The sequence below is a fragment of the Enterobacter cloacae subsp. cloacae ATCC 13047 genome (assembly GCF_000025565.1).
Lineage (GTDB): Bacteria > Pseudomonadota > Gammaproteobacteria > Enterobacterales > Enterobacteriaceae > Enterobacter > Enterobacter cloacae.
This window is the reverse complement of record NC_014121.1, coordinates 3409126-3432258: the sequence shown is the minus strand read 5'-3', so window position 1 is coordinate 3432258 and position 23133 is coordinate 3409126. Positions and strand designations below refer to the sequence as shown.

The window sequence follows — 23133 nt, the reverse complement described above, 5'->3', positions numbered from 1 at the left end:
GGAGGGGAAACCGAATACAGGAACAACGATGACGAATCTAAAAAAGCGCGAACGAGCGAGAACGAATGCATCGTTAATCTCTATGGTGCAGCGTTTTTCTGATATCACCATCATGGTCGGCGGATTGTGGGCGGTGTGTTGGATCAGCGGGCAATCGTTCTTATACATGCATCTGCTGATGGCACTGATTGCGCTGGTCGTGTTTCAGATGATCGGCGGGATGACGGATTTCTATCGTTCGTGGCGTGGCGTCAAGATGACCACCGAACTGATGCTGTTGCTGCAGAACTGGACCTTAAGCCTGATCTTCAGCGCGGGCCTGGTGGCGTTCAGCCATGATTTTGATAATCGTCTGGTGACATATCTTTGCTGGTATCTGTTAACCAGCGTCGGCATGGTGGTTTGCCGCTCCCTGATCCGCTTTGGCGCGGGCTGGTTGCGTAACCGTGGTTACAACCGCCGCTATGTCGCCGTTGCCGGCGATCTGCCGGTGGGCCAGGTGCTGCTTGATAGCTTCCGTAAAGAGCCGTGGTTAGGTTTTGAAGTGGTTGGGATCTACCACGACGCGAAACCGGGTGGCGTGCCGTCGGACTGGGCGGGCAACTACGATCAGCTTATTGACGATGCGAAAGCGGGCAAAATTCACAACGTCTACATTGCCATGCAGATGAAAGAGGAGTCCCGCATTAAGAAACTGATGCGCGACCTGGCGGACACCACCTGTTCCGTGATCCTCATTCCGGACGTCTTTACCTTCAACATTCTCCATTCCCGTATCGAAGAGGTGAACGGTGTACCGGTAGTGCCGCTGTACGACACGCCGCTGTCAGGTATCAACCGTGTTCTCAAACGTCTGGAAGACATTGTGCTCTCTTCACTGATCCTTCTGCTGATCTCTCCGGTGCTGTGCTGTATTGCCCTGGCGGTGAAGCTGAGCTCTCCCGGCCCGGTCATCTTCCGTCAGACGCGCTACGGCATGGACGGTAAGCCGATCATGGTGTGGAAATTCCGCTCCATGAAGGTGATGGAGAACGACAAAGTGGTGACGCAGGCTACGCAGAACGATCCGCGCGTGACCCGCGTGGGGAATTTCCTGCGCCGCACCTCGCTGGACGAGCTGCCGCAGTTTATCAACGTCTTTACCGGCGGTATGTCGATTGTCGGGCCACGTCCGCATGCGGTTGCCCATAACGAGCAGTACCGTTCGCTGATTGAAGGCTACATGCTGCGCCATAAAGTGAAACCAGGCATTACCGGCTGGGCGCAAATCAACGGCTGGCGCGGTGAAACCGACACGCTGGAAAAAATGGAAAAACGCATTGAATTCGACCTTGAGTACATCCGTGAGTGGAGCCTCTGGTTCGATATCAAAATTGTTTTTCTGACCATCTTCAAAGGTTTCGTGAACAAAGCGGCGTACTAAGATGAGCTTACGTGAAAAAACCATCAGCGGCGCCAAGTGGTCAGCGATGGCGACTATCGTCATCATTGGCCTGGGGCTGGTGCAGATGACCGTGCTGGCGCGCATTATCGATAATCATCAGTTCGGTCTGCTGACCGTCTCGCTGGTGATTATCGCGCTGGCCGACACGCTGTCTGACTTCGGTATCGCCAACTCGATTATCCAGCGCAAAGAGATTAGCCAGCTGGAGCTGACCACGCTCTACTGGCTGAACGTGGGGCTGGGGATATTTGTTTTTGTGCTGGTGTTCCTGCTGAGCGATGTGATCGCCAGCGTGCTGCACAACCCGGATCTGGCCCCGCTGATGCGCACGCTGTCGTTTGCCTTTGTGGTGATCCCGCACGGGCAGCAGTTCCGCGCGCTGATGCAAAAAGAGCTGGAGTTCAACAAGATCGGCATGATTGAAACCAGCGCCGTGCTGGCGGGCTTTACCTTCACAGTGGTGAGCGCCCATTTCTGGCCGCTGGCCATGACCGCTATTCTGGGGTATCTGGTTAACTCTGTCGTGCGCACGCTGCTGTTCGGCTACTTTGGCCGCAAGATCTACCGCCCGGGGCTGCATTTTTCCCTGGCGTCCGTCTCCTCGAACCTGCGTTTTGGCGCCTGGCTGACGGCCGACAGCATCATCAACTACGTCAATACCAACCTTTCCACGCTGGTGCTGGCGCGCATTCTGGGGGCGAGCGTCGCGGGGGGTTATAACCTGGCCTACAACGTTGCGGTCGTCCCGCCGATGAAGCTCAACCCGATTATCACCCGCGTGTTGTTCCCGGCGTTCGCCAAAATTCAGGACGACACTGAAAAGCTGCGCGTCAACTTCTACAAGCTGCTCTCCGTGGTCGGCATTATTAACTTCCCGGTACTGCTGGGTCTGATGGTGGTGTCGAGCAACTTTGTGCCGCTGGTATTTGGGGAGAAGTGGAACAGCATCATCCCGATCCTGCAGTTGCTCTGCGTGGTGGGGCTGCTGCGCTCCGTGGGTAACCCGATTGGCTCCCTGCTGATGGCGAAAGCGCGCGTGGATATCAGCTTTAAATTCAACGTATTTAAAACCTTCCTGTTTATTCCGGCAATTATCGTCGGCGGACACATGGCGGGCGCCATTGGCGTCACGCTGGGCTTTCTGCTGGTGCAAATCATCAACACCGTGTTGAGCTACTTCATCATGATCAAGCCGGTGCTGGGCTCCAGCTACCGTCAGTACATCCTGAGCCTGTGGCTGCCGTTTTATCTCTCCTTGCCGACCCTGGTGGTGAGCTACGGTCTGGGCGTGCTCCTGAAGGGCCATTTGCCGCTGGCCGCGCTGCTGGCAGTGCAGGTTGCCGCGGGCGCGCTGGCGTTTGGGGTGATGATTGTGCTGTCACGCAATGCGCTGGTAGTGGAGATGAAGCGCCAGTTTTGCCGTAACGAAAAAATGAAAACGCTGCTTCGCGCAGGCTAGTTATTTAAGAGGCCATTATGAAATTATTAATTCTTGGCAACCATACCTGCGGCAACCGTGGCGACAGCGCCATCCTGCGCGGTTTACTGGATGCAATTAACACCCTTAAGCCTGAGACAGAAGTGGACGTGATGAGCCGTTACCCGGTCAGCTCATCCTGGTTACTGAACCGCCCGGTGATGGGCGACCCGCTCTACAGCCAGATGAAACAGCACAATAACGCTGCGGGCGTGATGGGACGCGTGAAGAAAGTGTTGCGTCGCCGCTACCAGCATCAGGTGCTGCTTTCTCGTGTAACCGACACCGGCAAGCTGCGTAACATCGCCATCGCGCAGGGCTTTACCGATTTTGTGCGTCTGCTTTCCGGCTATGACGCCATTGTTCAGGTGGGCGGTTCGTTCTTTGTCGATCTCTACGGCGTGCCGCAGTTTGAGCATGCCCTCTGTACCTTTATGGCGAAGAAGCCGCTGTTTATGATTGGTCACAGCGTCGGACCATTCCAGGAACCGCAGTTCAACCAGCTGGCAAACTATGTGTTTGGCCACTGCGATGCCCTGATTTTACGTGAGTCAGTCAGCCTAGACATGATGAAGCGCAGCGAGATCGACACTTCTAAAGTCGAGCACGGGGTGGATACCGCGTGGCTGGTGGATCACCAGGACGACAGCTTCCAGCCGAGCTACGCGGTGCAGCACTGGCTGGACGTGGCGGCGAAACAGAAAACCGTCGCCATTACCCTGCGCGAGCTGGCACCTTTTGATAAGCGTTTAGGCACCACTCAGGCCGCCTACGAGAAGGCCTTTGCCGAGGTCGTTAACCGCGTGCTGGACAGCGGTTATCAGGTGCTGGCGCTCTCCACCTGTACCGGTATCGATAGCTACAACAAGGATGATCGCATGGTGGCGCTTAACCTGCGCCATCTGGTGAACGATCCGTCCCGGTATCACGTGGTGATGGACGAACTGAACGATCTGGAGATGGGCAAACTGCTCTCAGCCTGTGACCTGACCGTGGGTACCCGTCTGCACTCTGCCATCATCTCGATGAACTTTGGCACGCCAGCCATTGCCATCAACTATGAGCACAAATCTGCCGGAATTATGCAGCAGCTGGGGATGCCGGAAATGGCCGTGGATATCCGTCATCTGCTGGATGGCTCGCTCGGCGCAATGGTGGGTGACACTCTTGGACAACTGCCCGTCGTGAATGAGCGCCTGGCCGTGGCGGTGAAAGCCGAGCGCGAAAAGGGAATGGGGATGGTGAAGTCGGTGCTTGACCGCGTGCGGGAGGGGAAATGAAGGTTGGTTTCTTCTTACTGAAATTTCCACTGTCGTCTGAAACCTTTGTACTCAATCAAATCACCGCGTTTATCGATATGGGATATGACGTGGAAATTATCGCCCTGCAAAAGGGCGATACGCAAAACACCCATGCGGCGTATACCCAGTATGGGCTGGAGGCGAAAACTCGCTGGCTGCAGGATGAGCCATCCGGAAAAGTGAACAAGCTGCGCTACCGTACCAGCCAAACCTTACGCGGGCTTCATCGCGCGTCGACCTGGCGAGCGCTGAACATCTCCCGCTATGGCGCGGAGTCGCGCAATCTGATCCTGTCGGCCATCTGTGGGCAAACGGCGCAGCCGTACCGCGCTGATGTCTTTATCGCCCACTTTGGCCCGGCAGGGGTGACCGCAGCCAAACTGCGCGAGCTGGGAGTGATTGACGGGAAGATCGCCACGATCTTCCACGGCATTGATATCTCCAGCCGTGAAGTGCTGAACCACTACACGCCGGAGTATCAGCAGCTGTTCCAGCGCGGCGACATGATGCTGCCCATCAGCGACCTGTGGGCCGGACGCCTCAAAAAGATGGGCTGCCCGGGCGAGAAAATCACCGTCTCGCGGATGGGTGTGGATTTGGCGCGTTTTACCCGCCGTCCGGTCAAGGTGCCGGGTAAACCGCTGCAGATTATCTCTGTTGCCCGACTGACCGAGAAAAAAGGGCTGCATGTGGCGATAGAAGCCTGCCGCCAGCTAAAGGCGCGCGGGGTGGATTTCCGTTATCGCATTCTCGGTATCGGCCCGTGGGAGCGTCGTCTGCGCACGCTTATTGAACAGTATGAGCTGGAAACGCACGTGGAGATGCCGGGCTTTAAGCCGAGCCACGAGGTGAAGGCCATGCTCGATGAAGCCGACGTGTTTCTGCTGCCGTCCGTTACGGGTGCCGATGGCGACATGGAAGGCATACCGGTGGCGCTGATGGAGGCGATGGCGGTGGGGATTCCGGTGGTATCGACCCTGCACAGCGGGATCCCGGAGCTGATCAAGTCAGATCATTCCGGCTGGCTGGTCCCCGAAAATAACGCCATGGCCCTGGCCGATCGGCTGGCCGCGTTTAGCGATATCGACCAGCAGGCGCTGGAGCCCGTGCTGCACAATGCCCGACAAAAAGTCGAGGCAGATTTTAACCAGCAGGTGATCAATCGCCAGTTAGCGAGCCTGCTGCAAACGTTGTAACGCCGAGGTTGTATGCTGAAAAAGATTACCCGACGCAGCTTTGTCTCTTCTCTGTCCGTCCTGGCGGCAATGCCGCTGCTGTCGCCCCGCGTTGCGCGGGCGGCAACCGGCAAGACGGTCTCTGTAAATCAGTACAATAACAACGACTGGATCGCCGCCTTTAAGCAGGCGTTTAACGAAGGCGACACCGTCGTAGTGCCTGCAGGGCTCACCTGCAAAAACATCAACACGGGCATTTTCATTCCTGGCGGCAAAACGCTGCTGATTCGCGGGGCGTTAACCGGCAATGGCCGGGGGCGCTTTGTTCTGCAGGAGGGCAGCAAAGTCATCGGTGAGGGCGAAGGCCGTACCGAAAATATTACCCTTGACGTTCGTGGCTCTGACTGTGTCATCAAAGGGCTGGCGATGAGCGGATTTGGCCCGGTAACGCAAATCTACATTGGCGGCAAAAAGCCCAGCGTGATGCGTAATCTGGTCATTGATAACATCCGCGTGAGCCAGGCCAATTACGCCATCCTGCGCCAGGGGTTTCACAACCAGGTGGATGGCGCCCGCATCACCAACAGCAAATTCAGCCACCTGCAGGGCGATGCGATCGAGTGGAATGTGGCCATCAATGACCGCAATATTCTGATCTCCGACCATGTGATCGACAACATCAACTGCACCAACGGGAAGATTAACTGGGGGATTGGTATTGGCCTTGCGGGCAGTACCTACGACAACGACTACCCGGAAAAACAGACCGTGAAGAACTTTGTGGTTGCCAATATCACCGGCAGCAACTGCCGCCAGCTGGTGCACGTTGAGAACGGTAAACACTTTATTATCCGCAATATTAAGGCCAAAAATATTACGCCTGATTTCAGTAAAAAGGCGGGAATAGACAATGCCACGGTAGCAATTTATGGCTGTGATAATTTCGTTATTGATAATGTCGATATGGTCAATAGTGCCGGCATGTTAATCGGTTACGGCGTGATTAAAGGTGACTACCTGTCGATTCCGCAGAACTTCAAGCTTAACGATATTCGTCTGGATAATAGCCAGCTTGCCTATAAGCTGCGCGGCATACAAATTTCATCCGGTAATGCGACCTCGTTTGTGGCCATCACCAACGTCGACATGCAGCGCGCGACGCTTGAACTGCATAACAAACCTCAGCACCTTTTCTTACGCAATATCAACGTAATGCAGGAAGCAGCAATCGGGCCGGCCCTGAAGCTGAACTTCGACCTGCGTAAGGATGTACGGGGTAAATTCATGGCGAAAGACGAGACGTTGCTGTCGCTAGCAAACATCAAAGCAGTGAATGAGAAAGGGCAGAGCTCGGTGGATATTGACCGGGTGGATCAGCATGTGGTGAATACGGAACGGCTGAATTTTGCGCTGCCGCACAGATAATCGTCAGTGGGCTTTTTGCGACTATTCCTGGCACGGGATCGCATTCATTTCAGATTACAACTACTGTAATTTGTGGTGCTAAGGCGTAATATCATTACAGGATTACGGCAAATCATACTGGCGAAAACAGGTTTAAGAGCTATAATTCGTCAACCATTTTAAGGTGGAAGAAATAATGATTAATTTGAAAGCAGTCATTCCGGTAGCCGGACTGGGCATGCATATGCTGCCAGCCACAAAAGCCATTCCTAAAGAGATGCTACCGATCGTCGACAAGCCGATGATTCAATACATCGTCGACGAGATTGTTGCTGCAGGGATCAAAGAAATCGTTCTGGTTACGCACTCGTCCAAGAATGCGGTTGAAAACCACTTCGACACCTCTTACGAACTCGAAGCGCTGCTGGAGCAGCGTGTTAAACGTCAATTGCTGGCGGAAGTGCAGTCCATTTGTCCTCCTGGCGTGACCATCATGAACGTGCGTCAGGCGCAGCCGCTGGGCCTGGGCCACTCCATCCTGTGTGCTCGCCCTGTCGTGGGCGACAACCCGTTTATCGTGGTCCTGCCGGATATCATCATTGATACCGCTTCTGCGGATCCGCTGCGCTACAACCTGGCGGCGATGGTGGCGCGTTTCAACGAAACAGGCCGCAGCCAGGTGCTGGCGAAACGCATGAAAGGCGATCTGTCCGAGTACTCTGTTATCCAGACTAAAGAAGCGCTGGAGACAGAAGGGCAGGTGAGCCGCATCGTTGAGTTCATCGAAAAACCGGATCAGCCGCAGACGCTGGATTCTGACCTGATGGCGGTTGGCCGTTATGTCCTGAACGCAGATATCTGGGCCGAGCTGGAAAAAACCGAGCCAGGCGCCTGGGATCGTATTCAGTTGACCGATGCGATTGCCGAGCTGGCGAAGAAGCAGTCTGTTGACGCGATGCTGATGACCGGTGAGAGCTACGACTGCGGTAAGAAGTTGGGCTACATGCAGGCGTTTGTGAACTATGGGCTGCGTAACCTGAAGGAAGGGGCGAAGTTCAGAAGCCGGATTGAGAAGTTGTTAGCTAACGACTGATTTTATCTTACTTGATTTGCACAAGCGGCAGTCATCATTTGGGTATGTTGAAACATAACCAAAATGGTAGCTGCCGTTTTTTGTTATTAATTCTAATGATAACATGGATTTATCTGATTTAAATCTGGTCAGATTTGTAACGATTTGTGCTTGTTTCTGAGGTCATTTAGGACGACAATTAACGCCAGTTTATGCAGTTGTCCAGCGCCAGTAGAGTTCGGTGTCGGACTTCAACAAATGGAACATTTCACCCCCGTTCAGTGCACTGGTAGCTGTTAAGCCAGGGGCGGTAGCGTGGGTAAAACCCATGCAGGGCTGGATTACAATCTCTTCAATTGTAGCATTCAATAAGTTGATATTTTCTGGTGAAAAACATGTTTGATAATAAAACGATTCTGGTAACTGGCGGCACAGGTTCATTTGGCAATAAGTTCGTTCGCATGACGCTTGAAAAATATAATCCTAAAAAAATTATCATTTATTCGCGTGATGAAATGAAACAGTGGGAAATGGCAAAGCATTTCAAAGATGAAAGTCGCATCCGCTTTTTCATCGGTGATGTGCGTGATAAAGATCGTTTGTACCGTGCGTTAGATGGGGTTGATTTCGTGGTGCATGCAGCAGCAACAAAAATCGTTCCTACCGCAGAATACAACCCGTTTGAGTGTGTAAAAACCAACATCAACGGTGCGATGAATGTTATTGATGCATGTATTGATAAAGGTATCGAGCGTGTCGTTGCACTGTCTACTGACAAAGCAAGTAGCCCAGCAAACCTGTATGGTGCAACTAAACTGGCATCCGATAAATTGTTTGTGGCAGGTAATTCCTACTCCGGTGCTACCAAGACTCGCTTCGCCGTTGTGCGTTACGGGAACGTTATGGGATCCCGTGGTTCCGTAATTCCATTCTTCCTGTCTATCAAAGACAAGGGCGAACTGCCAATCACTGATGACCGCATGACCCGTTTCATGATTACCCTGGAACAGGGTGTGGAACTGGTTTGGCACGCCTTCAATGACATGGAAGGTGGCGAGATCTATGTTAAGAAAATCCCATCAATGAAAGTGACTGATGTTGCAACGGCTGTTGCTCCTGATGCAACTCAGAAAGTGATCGGTATTCGTCCGGGTGAAAAACTGCATGAACAAATGATCAGTGCAGAAGATGCGCATTACACCTATGAATATCCGGAACACTTCAAAATCCTTCCTGCAATCCATAACTGGTGCGATTCTCCTGAACGTATTAAAGATGGTAAACGTGTACCAGAAGGGTTCGTTTACGAAAGCGACAGCAATACCGAGTGGATGAGCATTGAAGAACTGCGTCAATGGATTGATGATAACCGTGAAAAAGTAGGCAATATCTAATGAAATTTATCCCCTACGGACGGCAGGATATCTCAGAAGAAGATATCAGTGCAGTGGTGGACGTACTGAAGTCTGATTTCTTGACTCAGGGGCCATGTGTTCCACAGTTCGAGCAGGCCATTGCTGACTATGTTGGCGTTAAACATGCTGTAGCGGTTAATAGCGCAACGTCTGCACTTCATATTGCATGCTTAGCACTGGGGTTGAAAAAAGGCGACTGGCTTTGGACTTCGCCTAATACCTTTGTGGCTTCGGCAAATTGTGCGCTTTATTGTGATGCCAATGTAAGCTTTGTTGATATTGATCCGCAAACTTACAACATGAGTGTTTCCGCTCTGGAAGCTAAACTCATTGCGGCTAAAGCAGAAGGCAAATTGCCTAAAATCGTGGTGCCAGTAGCGTTCGCGGGTCAATCATGTGATATGGAAGCGATCCATAAACTGTCTAAAGAGTATGGGTTCGCCATTATCGAAGATGCGTCGCATGCGATCGGTGGTAATTATCAGGGAGCTAAAATTGGCAACTCGTGTTTTGCCGACATTACCATTTTGAGCTTCCACCCGGTTAAGATCATCACAACTGCTGAAGGTGGTATGGCGCTGACAAACAACGATGCGCTGGCCGAGAGTATGCAACTTTTCCGCAGCCACGGGATTACCCGCGACAACGAGAAAATGACCAAACTATCGGAAGGTGGTTGGTACTATCAGCAGGTAGATCTCGGACTAAACTATCGCATGACCGAATTACAGGCTGCACTGGGTGTGAGTCAGTTAAAACGTATTGACGGTTTTGTGGCTCGACGTCATGAACTGGCAAAACGTTATCACGCGGCTTTTGACGGTGTTCCTGTTTCAATACCGCAGCAGTCAGAGAGTGGATACAGTGCTTTGCATCTTTACCCACTGACGGTGAACGATCCGGCTCAACGTAAACCACTGTTTGATTATCTGCGTGATAAAGGCATTGGGGTTAACGTCCACTATATCCCCGTTCATACTCAGCCTTATTATGAGCAGTTAGGTCATAAATCTGGTGATTATCCCGTCGCTGAAGACTATTACTCTCGCGCGCTAAGTATCCCTATGTACTCAACGCTGACAGATGAAGAGCAAGACTACGTTATTCAGTGCATTCGGGAGTATTTTTAAATGAATGTGGCAATCATTCCTGCGCGTGGTGGCAGTAAGCGTATTCCACGAAAAAACATTAAAGAATTTTGTGGGAAACCAATGATTGCCTGGTCCATTGAAGCCGCTCAAAAGAGCGGCGTCTTTGACCGAATCATTGTCTCAACAGATGATGCGGAGATAGCTGAAGTTGCGCGTCAATATGGTGCAGAAGTGCCATTTATGCGCCCGGAAGAACTCTCAAATGATTATGCAGGTACTATTCCTGTGATTCGCCACGCGACTGATTGGCTCATTAGTCACGACTGCGCGGTTGATTATGTTTGCTGTATTTATGCTACAGCTCCTTTTATCCGCGCTGAAGATATTATTCAGGGATTAGGAACTCTCCAAAGCCAGCAAGGCGATTATGCTTTCACAGTTTCAAGGTTTCCTTATCCCATTCAACGAGCACTTAAAGTCAGTGATGAACAGCGTATAAGTATGTTTTCACCTGAGATGTTCCATGTCCGGTCACAGGATCTTGAAGAGTCGTGGCACGATGCCGGGCAATTTTATTGGGGGACATCCTCAGCTTGGTTGAACGAAAAGCCGATTTTTAGCGCAGATTCCTACTCGATTGAACTTCCGCGTGAACGTGTCCAGGATATTGATACTCCAGAAGACTGGCGCGTAGCTGAGTGGTTGTTTAAAGCCATGGAGTTTAAAAATGAACGTGTTTCTGCGGGCTGATTCATCGCTATCGATCGGTTCTGGTCATATTATCCGTTGTCTAAATCTTGCGAAAGTCTTAGAAAAAGCAGGAGCTCGTTGTTCATTTATATCAAAAGACCACCCTGGTAATATTCTGGATAAAATAAAACAGGAAGGTTTTTCTGTCGAAGTTATCGCAGCTGCCGATAAATCGAGTACTTACATCAGCGATGAAAAATCATGGCTTAATGGAAGTCAATACGATGATGCTGAGAAATTTATCGATTTAATAGTAGAAAACTGTTCTGATCCAGACATCATCATTGTCGATCACTATTCTCTTGATTACGAATGGGAAGCGATTGTGAAAGCACGTTTTCCTGATTCACATTTAGTGGTGATCGATGATCTCTGCAACCGGCCGCATTGTTGTGATTTACTGATTGATCAAACCTATATGCGCAGCGCCAGAGAATATGCCCAATTCAATAAAAGAGAAGGTAAAGTTCTCGCTGGCGCAAAATATGCGTTGCTAAACCCTGCATTTTCGCAATTAAGAAAACAATCAATTGTTCGTAAAGCCAACATTACTGCACCGAAAAAACTATTATTAACAATGGGTGGGGTGGATGCACATAATGTTGCTGGAAAAATGCTGGTATTCCTTGAGCAGTCAAACTTTAAAAACATAGAAAAAATCACTGTTGTATTGGGCTCTGCTTGTCCACACCGTTCTGAAATTATCTCTCTTGCGAATAAATCGAAATACGACGTCGACGTTCTCGTTAATGTGTCAAATATGGCAGAACTGATGCTGGAACACGATTTCGCAATCGGCGCTATGGGGGGAACGACGTGGGAACGATGTACTATGGGATTACCTGCGGTAAACGTAGTCATTGCGGATAATCAAAAAACCATCGCAAACAATCTGTCTAACGCTGGTGCGATTGTGCTATATGCGGATAATTTTAATGCTGCAGAGTTGAGCGAGGCTCTCAATCATTTGATCGCGCATTATCACGAGCAGCGCCTCCTTGCTATGAACATATGTGATGGACAGGGGCTTAACAGAGATATCCAGGAAATAGTAATAATGTCAGCCAAAGATGGCACTAATGTGACTCTGCGTCAGGCTACATTTGACGATATCGATTTTGTATATCAACTTCAATGTGAGCCGCAAACGCGCAAATATGCTCGTAATCCTGAAATTCCTGCATACGAGAATCACGTCGAATGGATGAAACGAAAGTTAAATGCCGACAATTCATTCTTTTACATTATTGAAAATGCAGGGGCATGTGGTGTCATTCGATTAGACCCTGTTGAGCATGCCTTTGCAAACTATGAAATATCGATTTTTCTGACATCTGCATGTCACGGTAAAGGCATTGCGAGTGCAGCTATCAAACGCGCCTTGATGTTGCATAAAGGTATAAGCATACTGGCAACGGTTTTACCAGAAAACCATACATCGCATCAGTTATTTGAGCGTATTGGATTTTATAAATTATCACCCTGCGAATATATCAGCGAGAAAAAATAATGAACGAATTTATTACTATTGATGGTCGTAAAATTGGTAAAGATCATCCTCCTTATATTATTGCTGAGCTTTCGGCGAACCATAATGGCGACATCAACCGTGCATTTAAGATTATGGAAGAAGCGAAAGCTGCAGGCGCAGATGCCATAAAATTACAAACATACCGTGCAGATACCATCACCATTGAATGTGATACTGAAGATTTTCAGATTCATGGCGGCCTATGGGATGGGCAAACGCTTTTTAATTTATACAAAGGGGCACAAATGCCCTGGGAATGGCATAAGCCTCTGTTTGACAAAGCTAAAGAACTCGGAATTACTATTTTCAGTAGTCCTTTCGATTATACAGCTGTAGATCTTCTGGAGGAACTCGGAGCCCCTGCCTATAAAATCGCTTCATTTGAAGCTATCGATCTGCCATTAATAAAATATGTTGCAAAAACAGGCAAGCCGATGATTATTTCAACGGGCATGGCTGACGAGCAGGAGATTCAGGAGGCTATTACTGCAGCACGTGACGGTGGTTGTAAGGAACTTGTCGTTCTGCATTGCGTGAGTGGTTACCCGGCACCAGCAGAAGATTATAATCTGGCGACTATTCCAGATATGGCTGAGCGTTTTGGGGTCATTACTGGGCTGTCCGATCACACAATCGATAATACGACTGCAGTAGCATCAGTTGTCCTTGGTGCTAACGTTATTGAAAAACACGTTACACTGGATCGGAATGGTGGGGGGCCAGATGACAGTTTCTCGCTTGAACCACAAGAGCTCAAAGCATTGTGTCATGATGCCAGGACTGCTTGGATGGCGTTGGGAAGAGTTAACTACGAACGCAAAGAAAGTGAAAAGGGTAACCTAAAATTCCGTCGTTCTCTTTATGTGGTTAAAGATGTTAAAAAAGGCGAAACACTGACCAGTGAGAATGTAAAAAGCATTAGACCTGGCTTCGGTTTAGCACCTAAATATTATGATGAGGTAATGGGTTTAACATTTAAAAATAATTTATCTAAAGGAACACCTTTATCATTGGAAGATATTAGTTGAATATACATGAAAATAATTCGCGATAGCTTTATTTATCTTACCGGAGATCTTCTCTCAAGAAGTATTCCATTTCTTTTGCTTCCTTACCTTACAAGAATGCTGGGTTCGGATGGTTTCGGTGAGTTATCCTATTATCAGATAGTAATTGCTTTGGGACTGATTTTTATCGGATTTAGCCAAGATGGCGCCTTGGTGAGATATTATTATAAATATGGTAAAAATGGACTCGGTAGCATATTGTTAGCTAGTGCATTTCAGGCAACGATAGTATTCGCGATAATTTCATGTTTAGTAGCTACATTTTTTAAAGATAATATTTTATTTTATGCTGTCTTGACCGCCTATACACAATCTGTACTTGCATTATTCTTTGCATCACAACAGTGTCAGAGGCGTCCTGGCAGCTATATTATTATACAGTTTTTAAATGCAATAATTTCTGCTGGAGCAACAGTTTTCCTTTTTCACTATTTTGATGTATCAGTTTTAAATCGAATTGTAGCGATGATAATTGCAAATATTGCAAGTTTATTCTTGTCTATTGTTATTTTTTACTGGTTTCAGAAAAATACCGTGCGCTTATCATTCGGTTTTGCTTTAAATCTTTTTAAATATAATTTTTCTTTTGGTGTACCTCTGCTATTACATCAGTTAAGTTTTTTTGCTAAAGGTCAAGTTGACCGTCTGTTAATATATAAAATATTCAGTGCATCCACGCTTGGTGTATATTCTGTAGGCTATCAACTTGCATCAATATTTGCAATTTTGCTGATGGCAATTAACAAAGCAACAGTTCCTTATTATTATGACTACATCAAAAATGGCAGCCTCACGCATTCAAAAGTAAAAAAAATCGCTTTGTTAAGTTTGTTAATTACACCTTTGCCGTTCGTTTTTTTCCTCATAATACCTCAGTCAATATACAGTTGGGTATTAGGACCCGGCTTCGAAAGTGCAAAATACTATGCTGTACTATTTGCACTAGCCATATCTTTAACAATACCTTATTTATTGCTCGTTAATTTTTATTTTTATCATGGTAGGAATAAAATCATATCATTTTGCACGATTGTATCAGCTGTAATCTATATTTTATTGGTTTATGTATTGGCCAACCATAATATAAAGTATGTACCTTATGCTATGATAATATCTAACTCGATTGCAATATGTATGCTGTATATTAATATTAATAAGGTTGTGGAAAAATGAACCTTGTAGTTTGCTTTACACCTTTGCAAATATTAATAGCGAAGGCAGTGATCCAGAAAGAAGGAATAGATTATAGTTCTATTCGTTTTGTTTATTTTTCTAAGATTGAAGATGATAAGCATAAGAAATATTATTCGCTCATTGCTGAGCACTGTAAACAATCTGAATTCATAAAAGATGTGTACTCATTTAAATTATTATGTAAGCTTAGAAAAAGATTTATTACTTCTAGATTCGATAAGGTTTTATTAGCAAGCCTTGACGATAGTATAAGCCATTATCTTTTGTCATTTATAAAATTTAATGAGCTTATAACATTCGATGATGGTATTGGAAATATTTTAAAGTCAGGCTCTTATTTTAAAGAACATCATAGGAAATCGTTGAAGAAAAAAATTTTTACTGTAGTACATTGTTTTTTAGGTAGGAAATATTACTTAGAGTCAGTTAAACGCAGATCTAACAGACATTATACAATTTTTAAAGATTTTGAAAACTGTGTGCAAAATGCGATTTTTTTAGAACTATTTGAATCAACTGAACTTTCAAAAAGTGATAAGGTCATTGATATTTTCTTGGGAACTATCTACGACGAAATTACTACAGCGGATAATGGCCATAAACTCAAAACTGATGTCCTTTTATTTCTGAATAAATTCCCGGAAAAACCAAAATATATCCCACATCCTAGGGCATTAGATAAAGAATTTGAGTCTTTTAAATTTAGCAGTAGTAGTATTGCAGAGGAAATAGTATTTGACTTAATTCGCGATGGATACCTGGTTAATCTATATGGCTTTGCAAGTAGTTCTCAGTTTAATTTGTATACAGTAAGGAATGTAAATATATATGTGATAGATTCGCCATGGCTTACTTCAGCAATGAAAGATGGAATAAGTATGCTTGCCAACAAGTTGCCAGAAGAAAATCATATTCACATCTGATACCCATATAATTAAGTGTTATTAAATATGAATGTACTAGCTATAGTTTGGTTTTTGGTTTACGCCATAAATAGCCTTTTTCCTGCTTCGCTCGTTTTTAATATCTTTTCTTATTTGCTGTGGTTGGTTACAGTAGTTTATTTATTTAGAATGAAAGTGCAATTTACTTTCTTTAATTTCATGGCAATTTTTGCCTATACAACTACTGGGCTTAGTTGCCTAATTGCAGAATTTGGTTCTTACTTTGTTGAAACACAGACCATAAGCTATTTGACAGGCGCGACATCCCGTAATCTCTCATTGTGCTTCTTTCTTTTGTACAGTAGTTATGCTGGATTTAGTCTTGTAAAACGTTTGTTGCCAACGACGTACCCTCAAATCATTTCTTTAAATAGACTAGTTTATTCATTTATTCCATTTTTAAGCTCTGCATTAATTATTGGGCTTTTTTATATTAGTATTAGATATGGTTCTCCGAATGATTATAACGTTGATCGCTTTTATTATTGGGCCAATATAGCTCCCTCTTGGGGGGACTATTTGAAGTTTAATTTGGTACAATTAAGTTTCTTATTAGGTATGATGTATGCAGCACGTCCTTATAAGTGGTTGCTTGTTATGTTTGTTTTGGGATTAATTGCACAGATATTGGTTGGTGAAAAATTTACTGGTGTGTTTTCCGCGATTGTATTTTTTATTACACCATACTTTATCATACACTCAAGTAAGTTTAATGTATTTTCAACGAAGAATATTGTTATTACTCTGGTGATTACCTTCATTTTCTCTATTGCAATTTATAATAGCTATGCAGCTATTGTGGGGCAAAAAAATGCAACTGAGAGTTTTCTATCTAGGATTATCTTGCAATCACAAATGTGGTGGGCAGTAGATAATATCTCCGGAGAGATAAAAGATTATTCTGAATTAATTCGCTCATTCTTTGGTACGGCAAGCGAGGACAGATATCGAGGGATATTCTACTTGATGTCGCAAATAACACCTCCAAATATATTTGAAGGCTATTATGAAAAAGGAATTAACTTTACAATGGCTTCACCTGTCAATTTCATTTACTTTTTTGGTTATCCTTTGTCATTATTAGTTGCTTTGCCAGTAGGTTTTATTTGCGGGGTCTTGTATGGCATGTTCCGAATTGCAGTTATGAACTATGATTATTGGATAATATTATTATTTATTAAAATACATTACACCATCGTTAGAATTCTAACTATGGGTGAAACGTACGCACTCACGGATCCAAAATTTATAATTCTTTGTTTTATTGCTTTGGTTTATACTTTATTTGTTTGCTTAATGAAACGTCGGGAGAAAGTTTATGCGATTTAGTTTAATTCTTCCGATTTATAATGTTCAGGATTATTTAGAAGATTGTCTGTCGTCTATTCATAATCAAAACTTTAAAGATTTTGAATGCTTATTAATAGATGATGGGTCAACGGATCATTCTTCTGATATTTGTGAGAGATTCGTAGAGGAAGATAGTAAGTTTAAATATTTTTATAAGAAAAACGGTGGGCTTTCTGATGCAAGGAATTTTGGGCTTGACAGGGCGGTAGGTGAATATGTGTTTTTTATTGATTCAGATGACTTGATATCTACGAATGCTCTGTCTGAGGTGGATTCATGCATCTCAAAACATATGTCAGATATAGTTTATTTCGACTATAAAAAATTTCATGCTGAAAAAGATGAACCTCTTCCTCAATTTGAATTATCTGTGCCGTCTAATTCAATCCGTAAAATCTCTAATGTTATTTTAACTAAGAAGCCTAACTTTGCATGGGCGAGAGTAGCAAAGAGAGAGATGTACATTAAAAATCGCTTTCCGGTCGGATTTATCTACGAAGACGTTCTCACGTCGCCTTTATTATCAGCTAGAGCCAGAGCGGTTAGCTACATTGAACATGAGTTATATGGTTATAGGAAAAGATCTAATTCAATTACAACCGGATCAGCTGAAAAGCAATTTAGATTGTTTGAAACGTTAAGATTATTGAAAGAAAATGTTATTCGAGAAAACATTGACATTAAATTCTACACTACTGCTTTTGTAAATCTCATCCAGTCTTGCTTAGTGAGTTTAGTGCGGATTGATGATCGTAAAATACGCCAAAAGTATATAGATTTAATATTGACTGAATATAACAAGCTAAGCTATCGAGATATTTTTAATTGTTGGTCATATAGAAAATACAAAATATTATCATTATTATCAAAAAATAAAATCTCTCTTTTCTTATTAAGTGCTGCTCTGAGGCAGATTGTAGTTTTCTCAGATAAACAAAGGTAAAGAATGAAGTTAATTACATATGTTGTTAGCCATAAACAATATGAATTCCCTGACAGTACAAATTTTGTGCCGTTGCAAGTTGGCACCGCTCCAGCGGCTATTTCGCAAAATACTGTGCGTGATTCAACTGGCGACAACATCGCCCATCTAAATTCATCATTCTGCGAACTCACCGCAGCCTATTGGATATGGAAGAACTCTCAGGAAGACATTGTCGGACTCGCGCACTACCGTCGATATTTTGCATCATCAACTAGTAACCTGATGGTTAAGGGGAAGCGTATCGCCTCTCCTGAAGAGATGATGAATCTTCTGGAGAATGCTGATATTCTGGTTGCTAAACCACGTAATTATTATATTACGAGCATTAAAAGCCATTATATACATGCTCATCATGAATCGGACTACACTCAACTGCGAGATGAAATAGCGCGACAACAACCTGATTATCTCTCAGATTTTGATGATGTTATGGGGGGCACTAAGATCAGCCTGTACAATATGTTCGTCTGTAAAAAAGCATTGATAGATGAATATTTTGCCTGGCTCTTCCCTCTATTGTTCGCGCTTGAACAAAAAATTGCTTATCAGAATTATGATGCGTACCAAAAACGCGTCTTTGGGTTTATGGCAGAAAGACTTTTCAATGTGTGGCTTCATCATCAGCGCAATCGACTGAGGATTAAATATATGCCGGTGGTCAATATTGATGGTGAGAACCTCCTTCTGAAGGGGATTGGATTATTAAAACGACATTTTTGGGGAACAAAATGACAGTCGCTATTGTTGGTGCAGGTATCTCTGGGGCCGTTATCGCCAGGCTGTTAGCTGAGCAAGGAATATCATCCGTTGTTTTTGATAAGCGCTCGCATATTGCAGGAAACTGCCATTCTGAACGTGATCCGCAGACTAATGTCATGCTGCACGTCTATGGTCCGCATATCTTCCACACAGATGATAAAGAAGTCTGGGACTTCGTAAATGCTTATTCTGAATTCATGCCTTACACAAACCGCGTAAAGGCTGTTTACAAGGGCAATGTCTATCTGCTGCCTGTTAACCTGCACACCATTAACCAGTTTTTCAATAAAACGCTACGTCCTGACGAAGCTCGGGCGTTTATTGAATCAAAAGCGGATAAATCAATTGTCGATCCGCAAAACTTTGAAGAACAAGCAATCAGCATGATTGGCCGTGAGCTCTACGAGGCGTTCTTCAAGGGATACACGCGCAAGCAATGGGGCGTTGAACCAACGGAATTGCCTGCCAGTATTTTGAAGCGTTTGCCGCTGCGCTTCAATTACAACGACAATTATTTTAATCATCAGTATCAGGGCATGCCTAAAGAAGGCTATACCGAGATGGTCGCAAAAATTCTCGACCATGAGATGATTGAGGTCAGAACGGATACTGAGTTTTCTGCGGCAGAAAGCACTGCGTATGAACATGTGTTCTGGTCAGGAGCCCTGGATGGATACTTTAACTTCAGCGAAGGGCGGCTTGGCTATCGCACATTGGACTTTGAAAAATTCTCCGCGGAAGGCGACTATCAGGGTACAGCAGTGATCAACTATTGTGAAGAAGACGTACCTTATACTCGTATCACCGAGCATAAGCATTTTTCACCCTGGGAATCACACGAAAATACTACCTGCTATCGTGAGTTTAGCCGTTTTTGTACCGAAAACGATGTGCCTTATTACCCGATTCGTATGGTAAAAGAGAAAGAATTATTAAACCGCTATCTCGACAAGGCCATGGCACTCCGTAATACAACTTTTGTTGGCCGTCTGGGTACCTATCGCTATCTTGATATGGATGTCACTATCCGCGAAGCTATTGATGTGGCAAACAAATATCTCGAATGCCAAAAAAATCAGGAGCCGATGCCCGTATTTAATATAAATCCGCGATAAAATCAGGTGTGGTCATGGATACGGATAATTTTTTGAATAAATATAACCCGTTGCTATGCAAATTTTTTCTGGCGGCCTCGGATTTTATATTTTTTAACGTTTCACTCGCACTTTCAATTGGTTGTGTGTATTGGATTTTTAACGATCTCTATCGTTTTATCCCCGATAACCAACTTGAGATGCGTATCATTTCCCACATCATATTAAGTATAATTTGTGTGGGATGGTTCTGGGTTCGGTTGCGGCATTATTCCTATCGAAAACCATTTTGGTTTGAATTAAAGGAAATTATCCGTACTATCGTAATTTTTGCTGTTTTTGACCTGGCGCTTGTTGCCTTTTCTAAATGGCAGTTCTCACGATATGTGTGGGTTTTTTGCTGGACCTTTGCCTTAATCCTGCTTCCATTCTTTAGAGCCATGACGAAGCATCTTCTTAATCGTCTTGGTATCTGGAAGAAAAAAACCATCATCATGGGAAGCGGAAGCAATGCTGTTGAGGCTTACTTCGCGTTGCAGAGCGAAGAAATGCTCGGTTTCGATGTCGTGGCCTTCTATGATGAAGAATCTACGGAATCGATGCTCCAGGGACTGCCTGTTTTGCGTGACCCCGAAATTCTTTGGCAGATGAAGAAAACAGGGGATATTCATTTCATCGTCGCATTTGAAATGGAAAACAGCGATAAGACCCTAAACTGGTTGCGAGAACTGTCAAAGAAAGACTGTCGTTCTGTTACGGTGATACCTTCTTTACGAGGTTTACCGCTATATAATACCGATATGTCATTTATCTTCAGCCACGAAGTTATGCTTCTTCGAATCCATAATAATCTGGCGAAGAGGACTTCTCGTTTCCTGAAACGCACATTCGATATTGTTTGTTCGTCACTGATCATCCTGGTTGCGTCACCTTTGCTTATTTATCTCTGGTATAAAGTGACACGTGATGGTGGCCCGGCAATCTATGGACATATGCGCGTCGGGCGACATGGTAAGCTTTTCCCATGTTATAAATTCCGCTCTATGGTCCTGAATTCACAGGAGGTTTTGCAAAAGCTTCTTGATTCGGATCCGGCGGCCCGTGAAGAGTGGGATCGTGATTTCAAGTTAAAAAATGACCCCAGGATCACTTCGGTAGGTCGGTTTATTCGGAAAACTAGCCTTGATGAACTGCCTCAGTTATTCAACGTCCTTAAAGGGCAAATGAGTCTGGTTGGGCCGCGTCCTATTATTTCTGAAGAACTGCCTCGATATGATGATAATGTCGATTACTATCTGATGGCGAAACCTGGCATGACAGGTTTATGGCAGGTGAGTGGCCGTAATGATGTTGATTACGATACGCGCGTCTACTTTGACTCCTGGTATGTAAAAAACTGGTCGCTCTGGAATGATATCGCGATTCTGTTCAAAACTGTGAAGGTCGTTCTTCATCGTGATGGTGCATATTAATGCACCAATACGCGGGTTTTATATGGTTTAAGACCATTCTAAATAAGACATCTATTGCTACCTTCTGGACTCTAACCTGAGTTAACATGTTCTTCACTTTACCCGCCGGCTCCTTTACGGCGGGGTATCCACACCTGACAGGAGTATGTAATGTCCAAGCAACAGATCGGCGTTGTCGGTATGGCAGTGATGGGGCGCAACCTGGCGCTCAACATCGAAAGCCGTGGTTATACCGTCTCCGTTTTCAACCGCTCCCGTGATAAGACCGAAGAAGTCATCGCTGAGAATCCGGGTAAGAAACTGGTTCCTTTCTATACGGTTAAAGAGTTTGTTGAATCTCTGGAAACGCCTCGTCGTATCCTGTTAATGGTGAAAGCGGGCGCAGGTACCGATGCAGCCATCGATTCCCTGAAACCTTATCTGGACAAAGGCGACATCATCATTGATGGTGGTAACACCTTCTTCCAGGACACCATTCGTCGTAACCGTGAACTCTCTGCTGAAGGTTTCAACTTCATCGGTACCGGTGTTTCCGGTGGTGAAGAGGGCGCGCTGAAAGGCCCATCTATCATGCCTGGCGGCCAGAAAGAAGCGTACGAGCTTGTTGCGCCAATCCTGACCAAAATCGCTGCAGTTGCGGAAGATGGTGAGCCGTGTGTGACCTATATCGGTCCGGACGGTGCAGGCCACTATGTTAAGATGGTTCACAACGGCATCGAATACGGCGATATGCAGCTGATTGCTGAAGCCTACTCTCTGCTGAAGGGGGGCCTGAACCTTTCCAACGAAGAACTCGCAGAGACCTTCACTGAGTGGAACAAAGGCGAGCTGAACAGCTATCTGATCGACATCACCAAAGATATCTTCACGAAGAAAGATGAAGAGGGTAAATACCTGGTCGATGTGATTCTTGACGAAGCGGCGAACAAAGGTACCGGCAAATGGACCAGCCAGAGCTCTCTGGACCTGGGCGAACCGCTGTCTCTGATCACTGAATCCGTATTCGCTCGTTACATCTCTTCTCTGAAAGATCAGCGCGTTGCGGCTTCCAAAGTGCTGTCTGGTCCGCAGGCTAAACCAGCTGCTGACAAAGCGGAATTCGTTGAGAAGGTTCGTCGTGCTCTGTACTTGGGCAAAATCGTCTCTTACGCGCAGGGTTTCTCTCAGTTACGCGCGGCTTCTGACGAAAACAACTGGGATCTGAACTACGGTGAAATCGCGAAGATCTTCCGTGCAGGTTGCATCATCCGCGCCCAGTTCCTGCAGAAAATCACCGATGCCTATGCTGAAAATGCAGGTATCGCGAACCTGCTTCTGGCACCTTACTTTAAGAAGATTGCTGACGAATACCAGCAGGCGCTGCGTGATGTGGTTGCATACGCTGTACAGAACGGTATTCCTGTGCCGACCTTCTCCGCTGCAGTGGCGTATTACGACAGCTATCGCGCTGCCGTACTGCCTGCCAACCTGATCCAGGCGCAGCGTGACTACTTCGGTGCGCATACGTATAAACGTACGGATAAAGAAGGTGTGTTCCACACCGAATGGCTGGATTAATCTAATTAGTTCTGCCATTCCATCAAGCCCGGTAGCGATACCGGGCTTTTT

The 23133-nt window shown here is 45.7% G+C and carries 19 protein-coding genes; all 19 read left to right on the top strand.

The window, feature by feature from the left end:
- Positions 1–28 precede the first annotated feature (28 nt).
- The 19 genes from wcaJ (at position 29) to gndA (ending at position 23082) form a co-directional block, all read left to right on the top strand.
- Positions 29–1423, top strand: coding sequence for an undecaprenyl-phosphate glucose phosphotransferase (gene wcaJ / locus ECL_RS16670; protein WP_014832616.1), 1395 nt, complete (start codon positions 29–31; stop codon positions 1421–1423).
- A gap of 1 nt (position 1424) precedes the next feature.
- Complete coding sequence (wzxC, locus tag ECL_RS16665; protein ID WP_013097869.1) at positions 1425–2903, top strand: colanic acid undecaprenyl disphosphate flippase WzxC; 1479 nt, start codon at positions 1425–1427, stop codon at positions 2901–2903.
- Positions 2904–2920: 17 nt separating this feature from the next.
- Positions 2921–4201, top strand: coding sequence for a colanic acid biosynthesis pyruvyl transferase WcaK (gene wcaK / locus ECL_RS16660; protein ID WP_013097868.1), 1281 nt, complete (start codon positions 2921–2923; stop codon positions 4199–4201).
- Entirely contained in the window at positions 4198–5418 is a 1221-nt protein-coding gene (wcaL, locus tag ECL_RS16655) for a colanic acid biosynthesis glycosyltransferase WcaL (RefSeq protein ID WP_013097867.1), read from the top strand. The genes wcaK and wcaL overlap by 4 nt, the downstream gene beginning before the upstream one ends.
- 12 nt (positions 5419–5430) lie before the next feature.
- Positions 5431–6822, top strand: coding sequence for a colanic acid biosynthesis protein WcaM (wcaM, locus tag ECL_RS16650; RefSeq protein ID WP_013097866.1), 1392 nt, complete (start codon positions 5431–5433; stop codon positions 6820–6822).
- A gap of 175 nt (positions 6823–6997) precedes the next feature.
- Positions 6998–7894 carry a GalU regulator GalF gene (gene galF, locus ECL_RS16645; protein ID WP_013097865.1) on the top strand — a complete coding sequence of 299 codons (897 nt, stop codon included), beginning with the start codon at positions 6998–7000 and terminating at the stop codon, positions 7892–7894.
- A 374-nt stretch (positions 7895–8268) separates the two neighbouring features.
- Positions 8269–9267: a UDP-N-acetylglucosamine 4,6-dehydratase (inverting) gene (gene pseB / locus ECL_RS16640; protein ID WP_013097864.1), complete on the top strand. Its 999-nt coding sequence runs from the start codon at positions 8269–8271 to the stop codon at positions 9265–9267.
- Complete coding sequence (gene pseC / locus ECL_RS16635) at positions 9267–10418, top strand: UDP-4-amino-4,6-dideoxy-N-acetyl-beta-L-altrosamine transaminase (protein ID WP_013097863.1); 1152 nt, start codon at positions 9267–9269, stop codon at positions 10416–10418. Before pseB ends, pseC begins: the two co-directional genes overlap by 1 nt.
- Entirely contained in the window at positions 10419–11129 is a 711-nt protein-coding gene (gene pseF / locus ECL_RS16630; protein ID WP_013097862.1) for a pseudaminic acid cytidylyltransferase, read from the top strand.
- A complete protein-coding gene (gene pseG, locus ECL_RS16625) occupies positions 11107–12639 on the top strand; it encodes a UDP-2,4-diacetamido-2,4,6-trideoxy-beta-L-altropyranose hydrolase (protein WP_013097861.1) in 1533 nt (510 codons plus the stop codon). The genes pseF and pseG overlap by 23 nt, the downstream gene beginning before the upstream one ends.
- The gene (pseI, locus tag ECL_RS16620; RefSeq protein WP_013097860.1) at positions 12639–13688 is read left to right on the top strand and encodes a pseudaminic acid synthase; all 1050 of its coding nucleotides are present in this window, start codon (positions 12639–12641) and stop codon (positions 13686–13688) included. The genes pseG and pseI overlap by 1 nt, the downstream gene beginning before the upstream one ends.
- 6 nt (positions 13689–13694) lie before the next feature.
- Positions 13695–14900 carry an oligosaccharide flippase family protein gene (locus ECL_RS16615; RefSeq protein ID WP_013097859.1) on the top strand — a complete coding sequence of 402 codons (1206 nt, stop codon included), beginning with the start codon at positions 13695–13697 and terminating at the stop codon, positions 14898–14900.
- Complete coding sequence (locus ECL_RS16610) at positions 14897–15844, top strand: glycosyltransferase family 52 (RefSeq protein WP_013097858.1); 948 nt, start codon at positions 14897–14899, stop codon at positions 15842–15844. Before ECL_RS16615 ends, ECL_RS16610 begins: the two co-directional genes overlap by 4 nt.
- Positions 15845–15871: 27 nt before the next feature.
- On the top strand, positions 15872–17194 hold the full coding sequence (locus ECL_RS16605; RefSeq protein ID WP_013097857.1) for a DUF6418 domain-containing protein: 1323 nt from the start codon (positions 15872–15874) through the stop codon (positions 17192–17194).
- Positions 17184–18158, top strand: a complete 975-nt coding sequence (locus ECL_RS16600) for a glycosyltransferase family 2 protein (protein ID WP_013097856.1) — start codon at positions 17184–17186, stop codon at positions 18156–18158. The genes ECL_RS16605 and ECL_RS16600 overlap by 11 nt, the downstream gene beginning before the upstream one ends.
- Before the next feature lie 3 nt (positions 18159–18161).
- The gene (locus tag ECL_RS16595; RefSeq protein WP_044158124.1) at positions 18162–18932 is read left to right on the top strand and encodes a DUF4422 domain-containing protein; all 771 of its coding nucleotides are present in this window, start codon (positions 18162–18164) and stop codon (positions 18930–18932) included.
- The gene (glf, locus tag ECL_RS16590) at positions 18929–20074 is read left to right on the top strand and encodes a UDP-galactopyranose mutase (protein ID WP_013097854.1); all 1146 of its coding nucleotides are present in this window, start codon (positions 18929–18931) and stop codon (positions 20072–20074) included. Before ECL_RS16595 ends, glf begins: the two co-directional genes overlap by 4 nt.
- 14 nt (positions 20075–20088) lie before the next feature.
- Entirely contained in the window at positions 20089–21525 is a 1437-nt protein-coding gene (locus ECL_RS16585; protein ID WP_013097853.1) for an undecaprenyl-phosphate galactose phosphotransferase, read from the top strand.
- A gap of 150 nt (positions 21526–21675) precedes the next feature.
- Positions 21676–23082 (top strand): NADP-dependent phosphogluconate dehydrogenase, encoded by a 1407-nt coding sequence (gene gndA / locus ECL_RS16580; RefSeq protein WP_000043519.1) that lies wholly within the window; start codon positions 21676–21678, stop codon positions 23080–23082.
- Positions 23083–23133: the final 51 nt, after the last annotated feature.